Genomic DNA, 18,478 nt, shown 5'->3' on the forward strand with positions numbered 1-18,478 from the left:
CATCGGGCGACCATGCGGCCTTTCGCCGGTGGCCGGGCAGGATGCCCGCTGTGAACCCTCTCCTGTGCGGTCTCGCCGCCAACCCGGCTCTGCCGTCCGAGCTGGTCGACCGGCTGACCGCGGTCGCCGACGCGGAGGTCGCCGCGGAACTCGCCGGGCGCGCGGACCTCAGCCGGGCGCAGGCGGTCGCGCTGGCCTCGCGCGACGAAGACAGTGCCGTGCGGCTGGCCCACGCGGGCCGGCTGACCGCCGCCGACGTCGACCCGGCGGCACAGCCGCGCGTCGCCCTCGCCCTGCTCGACGAGGGCGCCGGCCGCCCGGAGTGGGCTCGCCTCCTCGCGGCGGACCCGGTGACCGAGCACCGGGAGAAGCTGGCCGCCTGCCCCGGCCTGCCTCCCGACGTGGTGGAGACGCTGGCAGAGGACCCGGACGTACGGGTCGTCGTGGAGCTCGCGCTGTGGACCACACCGGACGTGGCCGCCCGGCTCGCGGGGCATCCGCACGCCGAGGTCCGCCGAGCGGTGGCCGCGAACGAAGCGACGCCGCCGGACGTCCTGGCGGCGCTCATCAGCGGGGAGGGACTGCCACCCGCCCGGCACTGCCTGGTCTGCGACCGGGAGGAGCCGCCGTTCGCGCACAGCCCGCGATGCGCGCGGCGCGACTGCGATCTGCCGCCGGGCGCCTCCTGCGACGGTTCCCACGAATCCACCGCGGACACCATGCTGCACGCGGCCCTCCAGAACCCGGCCGCACCCGCCGAAGCGGTCGCCGGCTTCGCCGACCACCCGTCGATGCTGCTGCGCTGGGCGCTCGCCGCCCGCCCCGGCCTCCCCCCGGAGGCGTACGCACGGCTCGCCGCGGATCCCATACCCGGCGTTCGCGCCGGCCTCGCCGAGAACCCCGCGATCGACGACGCCGTGATCCGCACGCTGGCCGGCGACGACGACCCCGACGTACGGCGCGGACTCGCGCACAACCCGCGTGTACCGCTCGACGTGCTCACCGACCTGGCCGCCACCACCAGGATCGGCGCCACCCTGCTGCCCCGCATCGCCTTCGCCACCACCGCCGAAACAGCTGAACTGGCACAGTCCCCGACCCCTGCCGTACGCATGCTCCTGGCCCGACGACGCGATCTGCCGGCCCGGATCCGCGACGCACTGGCCGGCGACCCCGACGCGAAAGTGGTCAAGGCCATAGCCCCGCACCCCGGCCTCTCCGAAGCGCGGCTGCACGCCATGGTCGATCGGCACGGAGTCCAGGTCCTCGCAGCGGTGGCCGCCAATCCGGAGGCGACCCCGGCGCTCCTGGAGCGGGTGACCACCCACACCCCACCAGCCCGTAGAGCACTCCGCGAGGTCGCCCGCCATCCCCGCGCCACGGCCCCGGCCCTGCTCACCTGCCTGACCGACGAACGGGCGAGACCCCTGGCAGCCGCCCACCCCGCCCTCCCACCACAGGCCGTCGCGGACCTGCTCACCGACCCCGACCCCCAGGTGGCGGAGGCGGCGGCAGCCAACCCGTCGCTCCCATTCACCGCGATGACGGATCTCCTGACCTCGCAGGACCCGGGGCCGGGCCCAGGCCCAGCCCCCGGACCCACCCCCAAAGATTGCATAAACGTGCAGCGATACGTATAGTCATGCCATCCAAGAGGAGGGTTCCATGGCGGTACGCGCGGCGGTGGCGGGAGCGAGTGGTTATGCGGGCGGCGAAGTGCTGCGCCTGCTGCTCGCGCACCCCGAGATCGAGATCGGTGCACTGACCGGCAACTCCAACGCGGGCCAGCGGCTGGGCGGGCTGCAACCGCATCTGCTGCCGTTGGCCGACCGGGTGCTTCAGGAGACCACGGCCGAGGTGCTCGCCGGGCACGACGTGGTGTTCCTCGCGCTGCCGCACGGGCAGTCCGCCGCCGTGGCCGAGCAGCTGGGCCCGGACGCGGTCGTGGTCGACATGGGCGCCGACTTCCGGCTCAAGGACCCGGCGGACTGGGAGCGCTTCTACGGCTCGGCGCACGCCGGGACCTGGCCCTACGGCCTCCCCGAACTGCCGGGTGCCCGTACCGCGCTGGAGGGGTCCAAGCGCATCGCGGTACCCGGTTGCTACCCCACGGCCGTCACCCTGGCCCTCTTCCCCGCGTACGCGGCGGGGCTGGCCGAGCACGAGGCCGTGATCGTCGCCGCGTCCGGCACGTCCGGCGCGGGCAAGGCGCCCAAGGCGCACCTGCTGGGCAGCGAGGTCATGGGGTCGATGACCCCGTACGGCGTCGGTGGTGGCCACCGGCACACGCCCGAGATGATGCAGAACCTCGGCGGCGTCGCCGGAGAGCCGGTCTCCGTGTCCTTCACACCGACCCTCGCGCCGATGTCCCGCGGCATCCTCGCCACCTGCACCGCCAAGGCCAGGCCCGGCGTCACCGCCGAGTCCGTCCGCGCCGCCTACGAGAAGGCCTTCGCCGACGAGCCGTTCGTCCACCTGCTCCCCGAGGGGCAGTGGCCCGCGACGGCGTCCGTCCACGGTTCCAACGCCGTTCACGTCCAGGTCGCCTACGACGCGGACGCGGGCCGGATCATCGCGATCAGCGCCATCGACAACCTCACCAAGGGCACCGCGGGCGGCGCCGTCCAGAGCCTGAACATCGCCCTCGGACTCGACGAGACCACCGGCTTGACCACGATCGGAGTCGCACCGTGAGCTGGGGGCACCTCCCAGCGGCAGCTGGGGGAGCACGTGCGGCCACCGGGCCGCAGACGATGGCCGCACCGCTGCGCCGCACGGGCGGAGAAGCGAACGAGGAGACCCAGTGAGCGTGACGGCAGCAAAGGGATTCACGGCGGCGGGCATCGCCGCCGGGATCAAGGAGAACGGCAACCCGGATCTGGCCCTCGTGGTCAACAACGGGCCCCGCCTCGCCGCCGCGGGCGTCTTCACCTCCAACCGTGTGAAGGCCGCGCCGGTGCTGTGGTCCGAGCAGGTCCTGAAGGGCGGCCAGGTGTCGGCCGTCGTCCTCAACTCCGGTGGCGCCAACGCCTGTACGGGGCCGAAGGGATTCCAGGACACTCACGCGACCGCCGAGAAGGCCGCGGACGCGCTCGGTCTGGACGCCGGTGAGATCGCCGTCGCCTCCACCGGCCTCATCGGCCTCCTGCTGCCGATGGACAAGCTGCTCCCTGGCATCGAGACGGCCGCCGTGCAGCTGTCCGAGCACGGCGGCGAGCGGGCCGCCATCGCCATCAAGACCACCGACACGGTGCACAAGACGTCCGTCGTCTCGAAGAACGGCTGGACCGTCGGCGGCATGGCCAAGGGCGCGGGCATGCTCGCCCCGGGCCTCGCCACCATGCTCGTCGTGCTCACCACCGACGCCGCCCTCGACGGCGACGTACTGGACAAGGCGCTGCGTGCCGCCACCAAGGTCACCTTCGACCGGGTCGACTCCGACGGCTGCATGTCCACCAACGACACCGTGCTTCTGCTCGCCTCCGGGGCGTCCGAAGTCACTCCGGAGCACGAGGAGTTCGCCGAGGCCGTCCGCGAGGTCTGCGACGACCTCGGGCAGCAGCTCATCCGGGACGCCGAGGGCGCCAGCAAGGACATCAAGGTCGAGGTCGTGCACGCGGCGACCGAGGACGACGCCGTCGAGGTGGGCCGTTCCATCGCCCGCAACAACCTCCTCAAGTGCGCCCTCCACGGCGAGGACCCCAACTGGGGCCGCGTCCTCTCCGCGATCGGCACCACGAAGGCCGCCTTCGAGCCCGACCGGCTGAACGTCGCCATCAACGGCGTCTGGGTCTGCAAGAACGGCGGCGTCGGCGAGGACCGCGACAAGGTCGACATGCGCTACCGCGAAGTGCACATCGTCGCCGACCTCGCCGCCGGGTCCGAGACCGCCACGATCTGGACCAACGACCTCACCGCGGACTACGTCCACGAGAACAGCGCCTACTCGTCATGAGCGCCACGCGGAAGCACACCGCCCTCCCCAAGGCCCAGATCCTCATCGAAGCGCTCCCCTGGCTGACCCGCCACAACGGCAAGACGGTCGTCATCAAGTTCGGCGGCAACGCCATGATCGACGAGGACCTGAAGGCCGCCTTCGCCCAGGACGTCGTCTTCCTGCGGCAGGCCGGCCTCCAGGTCGTCGTCGTGCACGGCGGCGGCCCGCAGATCAGCGCCGCCCTCGACCGGCACGGCATCGTCAGCGAGTTCAAGGCCGGCCTGCGCGTCACCACCGAGGACGCCATGGACGTCGTACGCATGGTGCTCGCCGGACAGGTGCAGCGCGAACTGGTCGGGCTGCTCAACCAGCACGGGCCGCTCGCCGTCGGTCTGACCGGCGAGGACGCGCACACCATCACCGCCACCAAGCATCGCCCCGAGATCGACGGCGAACTCGTCGACATCGGACGGGTGGGCGAGATCACCGCGATCGACACGGGCGCGATCGAGGCACTCCTCGCCGACGGCCGCATCCCGGTCGTCTCGTCGATCGCCCGCAGCCAGGACGACGGACATGTCTACAACGTCAATGCCGATACGGCGGCTGCGGCACTCGCCGCTGCTCTTGGCGCCGAAACCCTCATGGTCCTCACGGACGTCGAGGGCCTCTACGAGGACTGGCCCCACAGCGACGAGGTGATCAGCCGCCTCACCGCTTCCCAACTGGAGAAGCTGCTGCCGGAGTTGTCGGCCGGCATGGTGCCGAAGATGGAGGGCTGCCTGCACGCCGTACGGGGCGGCGTGGGCAACGCCCGTGTCATCGACGGCCGGGTCCAGCACTCGATCCTGCTGGAGATCTTCACCGACGAAGGCATCGGCACGATGGTCGTGCCCGACGCCGTGAATGAGGGGGACGTCGAATGACCGGGACCACGGCGAACACCGAGCTCACCCAGCGGTGGCAGGGCTCGCTCATGAACAACTACGGCACTCCGAGGCTCCCGCTCGTCCGCGGCGCCGGCACCAAGGTGTGGGACGCCGACGGCAAGGAGTACGTCGACTTCGTGGGCGGTATCGCCGTCAACGCCCTCGGCCACGCCCACCCGGCGATCGTCGAGGCCGTCAGCACGCAGATCGCCTCCCTCGGCCATGTCTCCAACCTGTTCGTCGCCGAGCCGCCCGTCGCGCTCGCCGAGCGGCTCCTGGAGCATTTCGGCCGCGCCGGCAAGGTCTTCTTCTGCAACTCGGGTGCCGAGGCCACCGAGGGCGCCTTCAAGATCGGCCGGCTGACCGGGCGGACCCACATGGTCGCCACCGAGGGCGGCTTCCACGGCCGGACCATGGGCGCCCTCGCCCTCACCGGCCAGCCCGGCAAGCAGACCGGCTTCCACCCGCTGCCCGGCGACGTCACCCACGTCCCGTACGGCGACGCGCAGGCCCTGGCCGCCGCGGTCACCGACGAGACGGCCTTCGTCATCATCGAGCCCGTCCAGGGCGAGAAGGGGGTCGTGGTCCCGCCCGCCGGCTATCTGAAGGCCGCCCGGGCGATCACCGCCGCCACCGGTTCGCTGCTGGTCCTCGACGAGGTGCAGACCGGCGTCGGCCGGACCGGGCACTGGTTCGAGTACCAGGCGCACGAGGGCGTCCTGCCGGACGTCGTCACCCTCGCCAAGGGCCTCGGCGGCGGACTGCCGCTCGGCGCGACCGTCGCCTTCGGCCGGGCCGCGGAGCTTCTGCAGCCGGGCCAGCACGGGACCACCTTCGGCGGCAACCCGGTCGCGTGCGCCGCCGGACTCGCCGTCCTGGAGACCATCAGGGCCGAGGGGCTGCTGGAGAACGTCAAGCGGCAGAGCGAGAAGCTGCGGAACGGAATCGAGTCCCTCGGCGACCCGATGATCGACTATGTCCGTGGCGCGGGCCTTCTGCTGGGTATCGTGCTCACGGAGCCGCTCGCGCCCCTGGCGCAACAGGCGGCTCAGGACGCCGGTTTCCTGGTGAACGCGCCCGCCCCCGATGTCGTACGGCTGATGCCCGCCCTCAACATCGCCGACGCGGAGGTGGACGCCCTTCTCCAGGCGCTCCCCGGCATTCTCGACGCGGCGCGGGCAGCGCATGAAGCCAGTGGGGACGGACGATCCGGAGAATGAGACGACGATGAGCCAGGCGCAGGAGCACGACCAGGCGGGGCCCGCAGTGCCACAGACCCGCACCGCACGCCACCGCCGGATCGTGGACATCCTCAACCGGCAACCGGTGCGGTCGCAGAGCCAGTTGGCGAAGCTGCTGTCCGACGACGGGCTGAGCGTCACGCAGGCGACGCTCAGCCGGGACTTGGACGAGCTCAACGCGGTGAAGATCCGCAACAACGACGGCGACCTGATCTACGCGGTGCCGAGCGAGGGGGGTTTCCGGACTCCCCGGGCGCCGCTGGGTGAGTCGGCGAAGGAGGAGCGGATGCGGCGGCTCTCCGCGGAGCTGCTGATCTCCGCGGAGGCTTCGGCGAATCTGGTGGTTCTCCGTACGCCGCCGGGTGCGGCCCAGTTCCTTGCCTCGGCCATCGACCAGGCGGAGTTGCACGACATCCTGGGGACGATCGCGGGTGACGACACGTTGCTGTTGATCAGCCGGGACCCGGTGGGTGGGCAGGCGTTGGCGGATCATCTGCTGAGGCTGGCTCAGCAGAACGGCCACTGAGGGGGATGGTTCGCGGGGACGCCGGCCGCGGGCTGTGTGTGGCTGGTCGCGCGCTTCCCCGCGCCCCTGAAGGGCGCGATCCTCAACCCAGTCGGGCAGCCAGCCCCCCCGTGCACCGCACCTCGTCCCCCGCCGTGATCAGCAGGCCCTCCGTGTCCGGCAGGGACTCCAGCCAGGCCAGGCCCTCTCTGGAACCCATCGCGAAAGCCGCAGTCGCCCAGCAGTCCGCCCAGGTCAGCCTGGGGGCCACCACCGTCACCGAGACCAGGTCGGTGACAGCGGACCTGCCGGTGCGCGGGTCGACGATGTGGGCGCCGCGTTCGGCGGTGCCCGAGGTGGCGACGGCCAGCCGGTCCGCGCCGGCGGCGGTGACCACGGCGGCGAGGCCGCCCGGGCGCAGGGGGTCCGCCACGCCGACGCGCCACGGCCGGTCCGGGCCGGGTACGCCACAGAGCTGGACGTCGCCGCCGCCGTTGACGCTGACCCCGGCCGCGCCGGCCTCGACCAGGCGCAGGGCGGCCCGTTCGGTGGCCCATCCCTTGACCAGGCCGGTCGGGTCGAAGCGGCCCTCGTAGGTGGCGCTGAACCAGCCGTCGCTCAACCGCTCGGCCTCGGCGCACAGTCGGAGGATCTCGGCGACCTCGGGGCCGCACTCCTCGATGGTCAGTTCGCCCCGGTCGAGCCGGGAGATCTGACTCTGCTCGCGGTAGGTGCTGAACACCTCGTCCACGGTGTGGAGTCCGGCCACCGCCTCCGCGAGCGCGGCCCTGACCGCCGCGGGCTCGCCGCCCCGGATGTCGAACGAGAAGACGGTGCCCATGACCTCCTCGGCGTGCCGCAGCTGGGAGGGTACGGCGGGCCCGGTGGCCCCGGTGGGTTCGGCCACCGGATCAGCCGGCCTGGTCCAGCGCGGACTGGAGGGACTCCTTGTAGCCGCCGCTGGTGTACGTGGCGCCTGAGACAGCATCGATGTCAGCGCTCCCTGCCGCGATGGCGTTCTTGTTGAGCTCGGGGATGGCGGTACCGGTGATCTGGGTGGAGCGGCCACCGCTGGGGGACTGGAGCGCCTCGGCGTCGGTGATCTTTCCGTCGATGACGGTGACCCTGACCTGGACGGGGCCGTAGTCCGTCTGGACGGCGGACCCGGTGAGCACCTGGGTGCCCGTCACCTGCCCGGCCCCGGAGTCCTCGGCCTCGCCGCCCACCTCGTCCTGGGCCTCGCCGCCTGCCTCGGCCTCGCTGCCCGAGTCCTGCGCGCTGGCGGCCTGGTCCAGGGCGGACTGGAGGGATTCCTTGTAGCCGGCGCTGGTGTAGGTGGCGCCCGAGACCGCGTCGATGTCGGCGCTGCCGGCGGCGACGGCCGCCTTGTTGAGCTTCGGCACCGAGTCGCTGGTGACCTGCGTGCTGCGGCCGCCGCTCGGCGCCTGCACGGCCTCGGCGTTGGTGATCTTGCCGCCGTTGACCGTGATGCGGACCTGGACGGGCCCGTAGTCGGTCTGGACGGCCGTGCCGGTGAGGGTCTGCGCGCCGGCGTCCTGGCCGCCCTGCGCGCTGGCGGCCTGGTCCAGGGCGGACTGGAGGGATTCCTTGTAGCCGGCGCTGGTGTAGGTGGCGCCCGAGACCGCGTCGATCTCGGCGCTGCCGGCGGCGACGGCCGCCTTGTTGAGCTTGGGGATGGCGTCGCCGCTGATCTGGGTGGAGCGGCCACCGCTGGGCTGCTGCACCGCCTCGGCGTTGGTGATCTTGCCGCCGTTGACCGTGATGCGGACCTGGACGGGCCCGTAGTCGGTCTGGACGGCCGTGCCGGTGAGGGTCTGCGCGCCGGCCGCCGCCCCCTGTCCGCCCTGTGCCGAAGGAGCGCCCCCCGCGGCTCCGGCCTGTACCGAACCGGCGTCCGAGGCGGGCTTCAGCGACAGCAGCAGCACGATGCCGGACACGGTGGCGGCGGTGGCGAGCAGGGTCCGCCGGATGGGGTGGCTCTTCTTCATCGCTCCTTCAGCTCCTGAGGTGTCGAAGTCTGGTGGGGGAGGCCCCATCGGGGAGCCTCATGGGCAGAAGTCCGCTGGGACCCGTGGAAGGCGGTTCCGTTGGAAGGCGGTTTTGTCGCTCACATCTCGAACGACTCGTGGTGGATGCGGCGGGTCGGGACACCCGCGCCCCGCAGGGCCTCGTACACGCCCTGGGCGAAGCCGGGCGGCCCGCACAGGAAGACGTCGTGGCGCTCGATGTCCGGGATCTTGCGGCGCAGGGAGTCCGGTGAGATGTCCGGGCGTTCGCCCTCCGGGCTGTTCACCGCGTACATCAGCCGCGCCCCGCGCTCCTCCGCGATGTGCGCCAGCTCGTCCCACAGCGCCAGGTCCTGGGTGCTGTTGGCCCGGTAGAGGAGGGTCAGGTCACCGGCCGCGCCGGGCAGCGTCTCGAACAGGGCCCGCATCGGGGTGATGCCCACCCCGCCGGCCACCAGCAGCACCTTGCCCCGGCTGCGCTTGTCCGCCGTCAGTGCCCCGTACGGGCCCTCGGCCCACACCCGGGTGCCGGGCTCCAGGTCCCGCAGGGCCGAGCTGTGGTCGCCGATCGCCTTGACCGTGATGCGCAGCATGTTGGGGCGGGGCGCCGCCGACAGCGAGTACGGGTGCGAGCTGAACCGCATGCCCGGCGAGAGGAACCGCCAGCGGAAGAACTGCCCGGCCTCCGCGCCCATCCGGTGCAGCTTGCGCCCGCTCATCAGCACCGAGACGATGCCGGGCGACTCCTCGATGACCGCCTCGACCCGCAGCCGGTGCCGCATGTTGAGCCGGATCGGGGTGAGGATCCGGTACCAGATCACCAGCGCGGTCACCGACCCGTACAGCGCGTACCAGCCGGTCTTCGCGGCGGGCGTGACGGCGAACTCGTTGCCGGTGGTGATCTGGTGCCAGAACGTCAGGAACGTCGCCGCGTACGTCAGCAGGTGGGTGTGGTACCAGAGGTCGTACGGGATCTTCCGGCGGACCGGACCGATCGAGATGAGCCCGATGAACACCAGCAGGCCGGTGCCGATGGCGGCCTTGCCCATGTCCGGCAGCTGGTTCACCGAGTCGATGGTCGTCTGGACGATGGCGGTGTGGGTGAAGCCGGCCTGGAGGGCGTACCCGTACATCGTGAGGACGACGTGCGCGACGACCAGGCAGAGCGTGTAGCGGCCGGTCATCGCGTGCCAGCGCGCCACCCGGTCGGAGCCGACCCGGCGTTCCAGCGCGGGCACCCGGGCCATCTGGAGCACGACCAGTGCCATCAGGTAGCCGCCGAGCAGACCGGTGATCCGGCCGGCGTTGACCATTTTGCTGCCCTGGTCCGCGATGGACGGCGTGTTGTCCCACCACAGCCACACCACCGCGGCCACACCCGCAAAGAAAATGATCAGCAGCGGGACGGCGGGGGAGCGACGAGGTCGGATGCGGCGCATCGTCTGGCGACGCGCGGCGCGACCTCCGGCGATCGTGGACACGGTTCCTCCGTGGTGGGCTGGACCCTTGGACCACACGTACGTGCAGGGAGTGCCGTGTGTTCAACCCCGGGTCCAACTGCCCTTGCAGAACGCTCAGTACCGGATGACGGCCGCGGGCCCGCCGCTCCCGCCGATCGCGATCTGCGGCTTTCGCCCCGGATCGGCCCGACCGAGGACCCGCCGCGTCGCCGCCGCCGGACAGGCCCTGGGCAGCCCTCCGGGCGACGACGGGCATTTGACGACACGGCCTAGGAAGGCGGCAGCGGCAACGGCAGCCCGGGGAGTCCGTCCATGCTGGTCCCGATGTGTTCCTTGGAGCCGAAGTACGCGCTGAGCGAGGCGTCGTCCTCGCGTGCGAAGCGCCTGCCGTGCAGGTCGCGGTCCTCCTCGTACGCCATGAACGGCACGGCGTAGCCGCAGCTGTCGCGGATGAGCTCGGCCCGGACCACGATGATCGCGCGCAGTCCGTGCGGGGTCGGGTCGATGTCGGGGAAGCGGGCGAGGAGATCCTTGAAGCGCGGGTCGTCACGGAAGACGGCCTCGCCCTTGCCGTGTACGCGCACGATGTTGGGCGGGCCCTGGAAGGCGCACCACATGAGGGTGATCCGGCCGTTCTCGCGCAGATGCGCGATGGTCTCCGCGCTGGACCCGGCGAAGTCCAGGTAGGCGACGGTCAGTTCGTCGAGGATCACGAACGAGCCCGTGAGGCCCTTGGGGGAGAGGTTGACCGTGCCGTCGCCGGACAGCGGCGCGGACGCGGTGAAGAAGAGGGGCTGTGCCTCGATGAACGTACGCAGGCGGCCGTCTATGCGCTCGTAAGTCTTTCCCATGGCTGACGATTGTCGCGGCAAACGTAGGACATACGAAGTCCGGGTGGATCACCATCGCTGGGATCCACCCGGAATCAGGTCTTCCATTTCGCGTCTTCCGTGGCCACCCCGGCCGGCGCGCGGGGCGACCACGGCCCCTGTCGCCCGCCAGGGGCGCAGGAGGTCACTCGGTGGGAGCTCGGGACTACTGGTTGAGCTCGCAGGGGGCGAGGGCTTCGAGGCCCTCGGGCTTGGCGGCGGCGCGGCCGATCGCGGTCTCGATGCGGTTCAGTACGGCGATGCGCTTGTCCTCCAGCGGGCCGAGAATGGCGTTCTGGACGAAGTTGGCACCACCCTGGCCGACGGTGTCGATCAGGCGCTGGTCGGCTTCCTGGATCTGGGTGTCGAGCAGGGCCAGGTTGCGGTCGACCTCGGCCTGCGCCGACGCCGGGATCGCCGGAAGGCTGCCCTCGACCTCCGGGCAGGAGACGGTGCCCGCGGCACCGGCGTCGCCCGCGTCCTCGGCGGCGTCGCCCGCACCCGCCTCCTCGCCGGCCCCGGCCTCCTCGCCCGCACCTGCTTCCTCGCCGGCCGCCGTCTCCTCCGGAGCCGCGGTGGCCTCCTCGCCCGCACCGGCCTCCGCCTCCTCGCCGGCACCCGCCGCGCCGCCCTGGACGAGCTCGCAGGGGGCGAGGGCTTCGAGGCCCTCGGGCTTGGCGGCGGCGCGGCCGATCGCGGTCTCGATGCGGTTCAGTACGGCGATGCGCTTGTCCTCCAGCGGGCCGAGAATGGCGTTCTGGACGAAGTTCGCGCCGCCCTGGCCGACGGTGTCGATCAGGCGCTGGTCGGCTTCCTGGATCTGGGTGTCGAGCAGGGCCAGGTTGCGGTCGACCTCGGCCTGCGCCGACGCCGGGATCGCCGGAAGGCTGCCCTCGACGGCGGGGCAGGAGACCGTGCCGGGTGACGCGTTCGCCGCGGCGTCCTGGCCGTTGTTCGCACCCTCGCCGGCGAGAGCGGAACCGGCGATGACCGCTCCGGACAGCACGACCGCGGCGGCGCCGCCGATGATGCCTACGCGACGCTTGTTGTACTTCGGAAGAGCCCTGGACATGCGGATGCCTCACTCGGGTCGGATGTCGTCGTGGTTTACAAACGCGGCGCCTGCGTTCGGGGAGAGTTACGGGTAAGCGGTTTCGTTTGTTCAAAGCACGCTCGACGTCTCTCGAACTTCTTCCAGATTGACGAATCATGCGGAGGTCTGCATAATCATGCATGACAGTGGACGCAGCGTGAGGAGGACCCCGTGACCGAGCGAGTCGTACTCGCCTACTCGGGCGGTCTTGACACCTCCGTCGCCATCGGCTGGATCGCCGAGGAGACGGGCGCCGAGGTCATCGCGGTCGCGGTGGACGTCGGTCAGGGCGGCGAGGACCTGGACGTCATCCGCAAGCGCGCCCTCGCCTGCGGCGCGGTCGAGGCCGAGGTGGCCGACGCCAGGGACGAGTTCGCCGGCGAGTTCTGCCTCCCGGCGATCAAGGCCAACGCCCTCTACATGGACCGCTACCCGCTGGTCTCCGCGCTCTCCCGGCCGACGATCGTCAAGCACCTCGTCGCCGCCGCACACAAGCACGGCGCCACCACCGTCGCCCACGGCTGCACCGGCAAGGGCAACGACCAGGTCCGCTTCGAGGCCGGCATCGTCGCCCTCGCCCCCGGCCTCAGGTGCATCGCCCCGGTCCGCGACTACGCGATGACCCGCGACAAGGCCATCGCCTTCTGCGAGGCCAGAAACCTCCCGATCGCGACCACCAAGAAGTCCCCGTACTCCATCGACCAGAACGTCTTCGGACGCGCCGTCGAGACGGGCTTCCTGGAGGACATCTGGAACGGCCCGATCGAGGACATCTACGAGTACACCCAGAACCCGGCCGCCCCGCGCGACCCCGACGAGGTCATCGTCACCTTCGAGCGGGGCGCCCCGGTCGCGATCGACGGCAGGCCCGTCACCGTCCTGAAGGCGATCCAGGAGCTCAACGAGCGCGCCGGCGCCCACGGCATCGGCCGGATCGACATGGTCGAGGACCGCCTCGTCGGCATCAAGTCCCGCGAGGTGTACGAGGCCCCGGGCGCGATCGCGCTCATCACGGCCCACCAGGAGCTGGAGAACGTCACCGTCGAGCGCGAACTCGCCCGCTACAAGCGGCAGGTCGAGCAGCGCTGGGGCGAACTGGTCTACGACGGCCAGTGGTTCTCCCCGCTCAAGCGCGCCCTCGACGGCTTCATCACGGAGGCCAACGAGCATGTCTCCGGCGACATCCGCATGACCCTGCACGGCGGCCGCGCGGTCGTCACCGGCCGCCGCTCCGCCTCCTCGCTCTACGACTTCAACCTGGCGACGTACGACACGGGCGACACCTTCGACCAGGCCGCCGCCAAGGGCTTCATCGACATCTACAGCCTGTCGTCGAAGATCGCGGCACAGCGCGACCTGACGTAAGCAGTAGCGTGAGTACCACCTCCCCGGCCGCACACGGCGGGGAGGCGGCGGCACACCTCCTCGGGCTCATCCACACGGCCCACCCGCACGGCCCATCCACGTGGCAGACCCACACCCTCTCTAGGAGCAACGCAAGTGAGCAGCAACAGCGGTGACGTACGGCTCTGGGGCGCCCGTTTCGCCGACGGTCCCGCCGAGGCCCTGGCGAAGCTGTCCGCGTCCGTCCACTTCGACTGGCGGCTCGCGCCCTACGACATCGCCGGTTCGCGTGCCCACGCGCGCGTGCTGCACAAGGCGGGCCTGCTCACGGACGACGAGCTGACGAACATGCTGGCCGGCCTCGACCAGCTGGCGGCGGACGTCGCGGACGGCTCCTTCGTCGGCACCATCGCCGACGAGGACGTGCACACCGCCCTGGAGCGCGGCCTCCTGGAGCGCCTCGGCCCCGACCTGGGCGGCAAGCTGCGCGCCGGCCGGTCCCGGAACGACCAGGTCGCGACCCTCTTCCGCATGTACCTGCGCGACCACGCCCGCACGGTCGGCGGCCTGATCGCCGACCTCCAGGACGCGCTGATCGGCCTGGCGGAGGCCCACCCGGACGTGGCGATGCCCGGCCGCACCCACCTCCAGCACGCCCAGCCGGTCCTCTTCGCCCACCATGTCCTCGCCCATGTGCAGTCCCTGTCCCGGGACGCCGAGCGGCTGCGCCAGTGGGACGAGCGCACCGCCGTCTCCCCGTACGGCTCGGGTGCCCTCGCGGGCAGCAGCCTCGGCCTGGACCCGGAGTCGGTCGCCAAGGACCTGGGCTTCGAACACGGCAGCTCCGCGAACTCCATCGACGGCACGGCGTCCCGCGACTTCGTCGCCGAGTTCGCCTTCATCACCGCGATGATCGGCGTGAACCTCTCCCGGATCGCCGAGGAGATCATCATCTGGAACACGAAGGAGTTCTCCTTCGTGACCCTCCACGACGCGTTCTCCACGGGCTCGTCGATCATGCCGCAGAAGAAGAACCCGGACATCGCGGAGCTGGCGCGCGGCAAGTCCGGCCGCCTGATCGGCAACCTCACCGGCCTCATGGCGACCCTCAAGGCCCTGCCCCTCGCCTACAACCGTGACCTCCAGGAGGACAAGGAGCCGGTCTTCGACTCCATCGACCAGCTGGAGATCCTGCTCCCCGCCTTCACCGGCATGATGGCCACCCTCACCGTCCACCGCGAGCGCATGGAGGAACTGGCCCCCGCCGGCTTCTCCCTCGCCACCGACATCGCCGAGTGGCTGGTCAAGCAGGGCGTCCCCTTCCGAGTCGCCCACGAGGTCGCCGGCGAGTGCGTCAAGGCCGCCGAGGCCGAGGGCAAGGAACTGAACGACCTGACGGACGACCAGTTCGCCAAGATCTCCACCCACCTCACCCCCGAGGTCCGCTCCGTCCTCAACGTCCCCGGCGCCCTGGCCGCCCGCAACGGCCGAGGCGGCACCGCCCCCAGTGCGGTCGCCGTCCAACTGGCCGACATCAAGAAGAACGTGACAGCCCAGCACGAGTGGGCGACAGCGAAGAGCAAGGCCTGACAAGGGACCCGCGCCCCATGCTTTCAAGGGGCGCGGGGAACCGCGCGACAAGCCCCACCGGACCGGCAGCCGAAATCCGGGGCAGAAGGGGCAGCGCCCCTGGATGGGGGAGGGGCGGGTAGGGGCGGCGGGAGCGAAACCCTCCCTGGCGGAACCCCCACCCCGCCCCCGAAGGTCATCACGGGTTACGTTGGTCGGAGCCGCATGGAGCCGACCGAACGGAGCCCGCGATGCCCTTCGCCCGACTGGCCACAGCCACAACCCCCACCTGCCACATCGGACTGGGCCTCGCCGCAGTGGGCCGCCCCGGCTACATCAACCTCGGCCGGGACCACGACCTCGGAGAGGACCGCAGCGTCGAAACGCTGCGCACCCGCACCCACGAACTCCTCGACGCCGCCTACGCCCAGGGCGTCCGCTACTTCGACGCCGCCCGCTCGTACGGCCGTTCCGAGGAGTTCCTCGCCGCCTGGCTGACCGCCCGCCCGGACATCGACGACATCGTCGTCGGCAGCAAGTGGGGCTACACCTACACCGCCGACTGGACCACCGACGCCGAGAAGCACGAGGTCAAGGACCACGGCGTCGAGACGTACGAGCGGCAGCGCGCCGAGAGCGCCGCACTGCTCGGCGACCGGCTCGACCTCTACCAGATCCACTCGGTGACCCCGGACAGCCCTGCCCTCACCGACAAGGAACTCCACACCAAGCTGGCGGAGGCCGCCGCCCAGGGCGTCACCGTCGGCTTCTCCACCAGCGGCCCCGCCCAGGCGGACGCCATCCGGGCCGCCCTCGCCGTGACGGTCGACGACGAACCCCTCTTCCGTACCGTCCAGTCGACGTACAACGCCCTGGAGACCTCCGCCGAGCCCGCCCTCGCCGAGGCGCACGACGCCGGGCTCACCGTGATCGTCAAGGAGGGCATGGCCAACGGCCGTCTCGCCGAGCCGTACGCCCCGGACGCCCTCAAGGCCGTCGCCGAGGAGACGGGCCTCACCGGCGACGCGGTCGCCCTGGCACTGGTCCTGCGGCAGCCGTGGGCCGGTGTCGTCCTCTCCGGCGCCGCCACCGCCGGCCAGCTCGCCTCCAACCTGCACGCGGCGGTCGTCGACCTCGACGAGGAACAGCTGACCCGCCTCGCGACCCTCGTCGAGGACCCGCGAACGTACTGGGAGAAGCGCGGCGACCTGCCCTGGCACTGAGCGACGGCGCTGCCCCTGGCGGTGGTCGGCTGTGAGACTCGCACGTCTTGAGTGAGACATCAATGTCTCATCTGGGGTACTGTCGTCTCATGGCTGTCGACCGTGAACACGTGCTGCGCAGCGCAGCCGCCCTGCTGACCCGTAGGCCCACCGCGACCATGGACGAGGTCGCCAAGGCCGCCGGGATCAGCCGGGCCACGCTGCACCGCCACTTCGCCGGGCGCGACGCGCTCGTCCGGGCGCTGGAGGCGCTGGGCATCGAGGAGTGCGAGGCGGCGCTGGACGCGGCCCGTCTGGCCGAGGGCCCGGCGCGTGAGGCCGTGGGCCGGCTCGTCCGGGAGGTCGAACCGGCGGCGGGCCTGCTCGCCTTCCTCTACTCCGAGAACCAGCTGTTCGAAGGTGACCAGAACGAGGGCTGGACCCGCATCGACGACCGCGTCGCGGCCCTCTTCAGACGCGGCCAGGCGACCGGCGAGTTCCGTATCGACCTCACGCCCGCCTGGCTCACCGAGGCGCTCTACGGCCTGCTGGCCTCCGGCGCCTGGGCGGTCTCGGAGGGCCGCGTGGCCGCCAAGGACTTCACTTTCATGATCGTCGAGCTGTTGCTGGGCGGCGCACTGCGTCATCCCGAACGGCATTCCGAACAACCGAGAGAGGAATCATGACCAGCACCCTGCGGCCGGCCCGAGCCGCGGAGGCGGAGAAGAGGCCGGGCCGCTGGCTCGCGCTCTCCGTCCTCGTGCTCGCCGTGCTGCTGGTGGCCGTCGACGCGACCGTCCTCGGCCTCGCGACCCCGTACATCAGCGAGGACCTGAAGCCCTCGGGCACCCAGCTCCTCTGGATCGGCGACGTCTACTCGTTCGTCATCGCCGGCCTGCTCGTCTCGGCCGGCAGTCTCGGCGACCGCATCGGCCGCAAGAAGCTGCTGCTGATGGGTGCCACCGCGTTCGGCGCGATATCGGTGCTCAACGCGTACGCCACGACTCCCGAGACGATGATCGTCGCCCGCGCACTGCTCGGCGTCGCGGGAGCGACCCTGATGCCCGCCACGCTCGCCCTGATCCGCAACCTCTTCCACGACCCGCGCGAACGCAGTCTCGCCATCGGCATCTGGGGCGCCACGGCCTCCGCCGGCACGGCGGTCGGCCCGGTCGTCGGCGGGTTCCTGCTCGAACACTTCTGGTGGGGCTCGGTCTTCCTGATCAACCTGCCGGTGATGGCCGTCCTCGTGCTCGTCGGCATCAAGCTGCTGCCCGAGTCCCGCCACCCGAATCCGGGCCCGTGGGACCTGCCCAGCGTCGCCCTGTCGCTCGTCGGCATGATCGGCGTCGTGTACGGGGTCAAGGAGATCGCCAGCCACGGCCTCGACGGAAACGCCCTGGCCGCGGGTATCTCCGGCATCGCCGCGCTGGTCTGGTTCGTACGCCGCCAGTTCTCCCTGCCGCACCCGCTGCTGGACATGCGCCTGTTCCGCGACCGGGGCTTCTCCGGAGCCGTCCTCGCCGACCTGCTGACCATCCTCGGGCTGTCCGGCCTGGTCTTCTTCCTCTCGCAGTACCTGCAACTCGTCCAGGGCCGACGCCCGTTGGAGGCGGGCCTCGCCGAACTGCCGGCGGCCGTCGGCGCGGTGGCGGCCGGCCTGATCGCGGGAGCCGCCGCCCGCCGCTTCTCCGTCCGCTCCGTGGTCGCGGGCGGACTGGCGGCCATCGGCCTGGCCCTCGCCCTGCTCACCCTGGTCGACCGCTCCACCGGCTACCCCTTTATCGGCGCCGCGCTCCTGATCGTCGGCATCGGCGCGGGCTTCTCCTTCACCGTCACCGCCGACGTCATCCTCTCCAGTGTCCCGAAGGAACAGGCCGGAGCGGCCTCAGCGGTCTCCGAAACGGCGTACGAACTCGGCGCCGCCCTGGGCATAGCCGTACTCGGCTCCATAGTCACCGGCGTCTACCGAGACTTCCCGGCCCCCACAGGCACCCCCGCCGAGGCCCACGAATCCCTGGGCGGTGCGACGGAGGCAGCGACCGCGATGCCCCCGGCCGCGGCCCAGGCCATGCTCTCCGCAGCCCGCGACGCCTTCGTGGACGGCCTCACCATCGCCGCAGCCGCAGGAGCGACAGTCCTCCTGGCAACAGCGGCAGCAGCATGGTTCATGCTCCGCGACCAACACCTGGACAACCGAGCCTAGGTGCGCGACAAGCCCCCACCGACCGTCACAAACACGACGGTCGCCAGCAGCATGGCCGAGACTCCAAAGCCACCGCGCACACAGCCGACCCTAGGA

At 71.3% G+C, this 18,478-nt stretch carries 16 protein-coding genes; 11 read left to right on the top strand and 5 right to left on the bottom strand.

The annotated features are described in order from the left end of the window. Positions 1-50: 50 nt before the first annotated feature. The 6 genes from I8N67_RS11825 to I8N67_RS11850 all read left to right on the top strand — a co-directional run bounded on the left by I8N67_RS11825 (position 51) and on the right by I8N67_RS11850 (position 6,633). The gene (locus I8N67_RS11825) at positions 51-1,640 is read left to right on the top strand and encodes a hypothetical protein (protein ID WP_307835216.1); all 1,590 of its coding nucleotides are present in this window, start codon (positions 51-53) and stop codon (positions 1,638-1,640) included. 25 nt (positions 1,641-1,665) lie between these two features. After that, positions 1,666-2,694 carry an N-acetyl-gamma-glutamyl-phosphate reductase gene (gene argC / locus I8N67_RS11830; protein ID WP_200302847.1) on the top strand — a complete coding sequence of 343 codons (1,029 nt, stop codon included), beginning with the start codon at positions 1,666-1,668 and terminating at the stop codon, positions 2,692-2,694. Between the two features lie 109 nt (positions 2,695-2,803). After that, complete coding sequence (gene argJ, locus I8N67_RS11835) at positions 2,804-3,955, top strand: bifunctional glutamate N-acetyltransferase/amino-acid acetyltransferase ArgJ (protein WP_200302849.1); 1,152 nt, start codon at positions 2,804-2,806, stop codon at positions 3,953-3,955. Further along, the gene (gene argB / locus I8N67_RS11840; RefSeq protein WP_200302850.1) at positions 3,952-4,863 is read left to right on the top strand and encodes an acetylglutamate kinase; all 912 of its coding nucleotides are present in this window, start codon (positions 3,952-3,954) and stop codon (positions 4,861-4,863) included. Before argJ ends, argB begins: the two co-directional genes overlap by 4 nt. Continuing rightward, positions 4,860-6,086 carry an acetylornithine transaminase gene (locus I8N67_RS11845; protein WP_200302852.1) on the top strand — a complete coding sequence of 409 codons (1,227 nt, stop codon included), beginning with the start codon at positions 4,860-4,862 and terminating at the stop codon, positions 6,084-6,086. Before argB ends, I8N67_RS11845 begins: the two co-directional genes overlap by 4 nt. A 7-nt stretch (positions 6,087-6,093) precedes the next feature. Beyond that, positions 6,094-6,633 carry an arginine repressor gene (locus I8N67_RS11850; RefSeq protein ID WP_200302854.1) on the top strand — a complete coding sequence of 180 codons (540 nt, stop codon included), beginning with the start codon at positions 6,094-6,096 and terminating at the stop codon, positions 6,631-6,633. Between the two features lie 82 nt (positions 6,634-6,715). Here the strand turns inward: I8N67_RS11850 and I8N67_RS11855 are convergent, their stop codons facing one another. The 5 genes from I8N67_RS11855 to I8N67_RS11875 all read right to left on the bottom strand — a co-directional run bounded on the left by I8N67_RS11855 (position 6,716) and on the right by I8N67_RS11875 (position 12,040). Further along, positions 6,716-7,519, bottom strand: a complete 804-nt coding sequence (locus I8N67_RS11855; protein ID WP_200302856.1) for an FAD:protein FMN transferase — start codon at positions 7,517-7,519, stop codon at positions 6,716-6,718. Positions 7,520-7,523: 4 nt separating this feature from the next. Beyond that, positions 7,524-8,621: an FMN-binding protein gene (locus I8N67_RS11860; RefSeq protein WP_200302858.1), complete on the bottom strand. Its 1,098-nt coding sequence runs from the start codon at positions 8,619-8,621 to the stop codon at positions 7,524-7,526. Positions 8,622-8,740: 119 nt separating this feature from the next. Then, entirely contained in the window at positions 8,741-10,078 is a 1,338-nt protein-coding gene (locus tag I8N67_RS11865) for a ferredoxin reductase family protein (RefSeq protein WP_200302879.1), read from the bottom strand. A gap of 290 nt (positions 10,079-10,368) precedes the next feature. Beyond that, positions 10,369-10,950, bottom strand: coding sequence for a pyridoxamine 5'-phosphate oxidase family protein (locus I8N67_RS11870; RefSeq protein WP_200302860.1), 582 nt, complete (start codon positions 10,948-10,950; stop codon positions 10,369-10,371). A 184-nt stretch (positions 10,951-11,134) separates the two neighbouring features. Then, positions 11,135-12,040 carry a hypothetical protein gene (locus tag I8N67_RS11875; protein ID WP_200302862.1) on the bottom strand — a complete coding sequence of 302 codons (906 nt, stop codon included), beginning with the start codon at positions 12,038-12,040 and terminating at the stop codon, positions 11,135-11,137. 192 nt (positions 12,041-12,232) lie between these two features. Here I8N67_RS11875 and I8N67_RS11880 point away from each other — a divergent pair, with 192 nt between their 5' ends. The 5 genes from I8N67_RS11880 to I8N67_RS11900 all read left to right on the top strand — a co-directional run bounded on the left by I8N67_RS11880 (position 12,233) and on the right by I8N67_RS11900 (position 18,382). After that, on the top strand, positions 12,233-13,426 hold the full coding sequence (locus tag I8N67_RS11880) for an argininosuccinate synthase (protein WP_200302864.1): 1,194 nt from the start codon (positions 12,233-12,235) through the stop codon (positions 13,424-13,426). Positions 13,427-13,561: 135 nt separating this feature from the next. Then, on the top strand, positions 13,562-14,995 hold the full coding sequence (argH, locus tag I8N67_RS11885) for an argininosuccinate lyase (protein ID WP_200302866.1): 1,434 nt from the start codon (positions 13,562-13,564) through the stop codon (positions 14,993-14,995). A 230-nt stretch (positions 14,996-15,225) separates the two neighbouring features. Then, positions 15,226-16,197, top strand: coding sequence for an aldo/keto reductase (locus I8N67_RS11890; protein WP_200302867.1), 972 nt, complete (start codon positions 15,226-15,228; stop codon positions 16,195-16,197). Between the two features lie 89 nt (positions 16,198-16,286). After that, a complete protein-coding gene (locus I8N67_RS11895; protein WP_200302868.1) occupies positions 16,287-16,862 on the top strand; it encodes a TetR/AcrR family transcriptional regulator in 576 nt (191 codons plus the stop codon). Next, the gene (locus I8N67_RS11900; RefSeq protein WP_200302869.1) at positions 16,859-18,382 is read left to right on the top strand and encodes an MFS transporter; all 1,524 of its coding nucleotides are present in this window, start codon (positions 16,859-16,861) and stop codon (positions 18,380-18,382) included. The genes I8N67_RS11895 and I8N67_RS11900 overlap by 4 nt, the downstream gene beginning before the upstream one ends. The last annotated feature ends 96 nt before the right edge of the window (positions 18,383-18,478 follow it).

Origin of the sequence: Streptomyces adelaidensis (genome assembly GCF_016598475.1) — a bacterium.
Lineage (GTDB): Bacteria > Actinomycetota > Actinomycetes > Streptomycetales > Streptomycetaceae > Streptomyces > Streptomyces adelaidensis.

What these genes read in the sequence shown, in the direction of transcription:
- argC (WP_200302847.1), top strand. Translation starts at nt 1,666, where the DNA reads ATGGCGGTACGCGCGGCGGTGGCGGGAGCGAGTGGTTATGCGGGCGGC.
- argB (WP_200302850.1), top strand. Translation starts at nt 3,952, where the DNA reads ATGAGCGCCACGCGGAAGCACACCGCCCTCCCCAAGGCCCAGATCCTC.
- I8N67_RS11845 (WP_200302852.1), top strand. Translation starts at nt 4,860, where the DNA reads ATGACCGGGACCACGGCGAACACCGAGCTCACCCAGCGGTGGCAGGGC.
- I8N67_RS11850 (WP_200302854.1), top strand. Translation starts at nt 6,094, where the DNA reads ATGAGCCAGGCGCAGGAGCACGACCAGGCGGGGCCCGCAGTGCCACAG.
- I8N67_RS11860 (WP_200302858.1), bottom strand. Translation starts at nt 8,621, where the DNA reads ATGAAGAAGAGCCACCCCATCCGGCGGACCCTGCTCGCCACCGCCGCC.
- I8N67_RS11865 (WP_200302879.1), bottom strand. Translation starts at nt 10,078, where the DNA reads ATGCGCCGCATCCGACCTCGTCGCTCCCCCGCCGTCCCGCTGCTGATC.
- I8N67_RS11870 (WP_200302860.1), bottom strand. Translation starts at nt 10,950, where the DNA reads ATGGGAAAGACTTACGAGCGCATAGACGGCCGCCTGCGTACGTTCATC.
- I8N67_RS11875 (WP_200302862.1), bottom strand. Translation starts at nt 12,040, where the DNA reads ATGTCCAGGGCTCTTCCGAAGTACAACAAGCGTCGCGTAGGCATCATC.
- I8N67_RS11890 (WP_200302867.1), top strand. Translation starts at nt 15,226, where the DNA reads ATGCCCTTCGCCCGACTGGCCACAGCCACAACCCCCACCTGCCACATC.
- I8N67_RS11895 (WP_200302868.1), top strand. Translation starts at nt 16,287, where the DNA reads ATGGCTGTCGACCGTGAACACGTGCTGCGCAGCGCAGCCGCCCTGCTG.
- I8N67_RS11900 (WP_200302869.1), top strand. Translation starts at nt 16,859, where the DNA reads ATGACCAGCACCCTGCGGCCGGCCCGAGCCGCGGAGGCGGAGAAGAGG.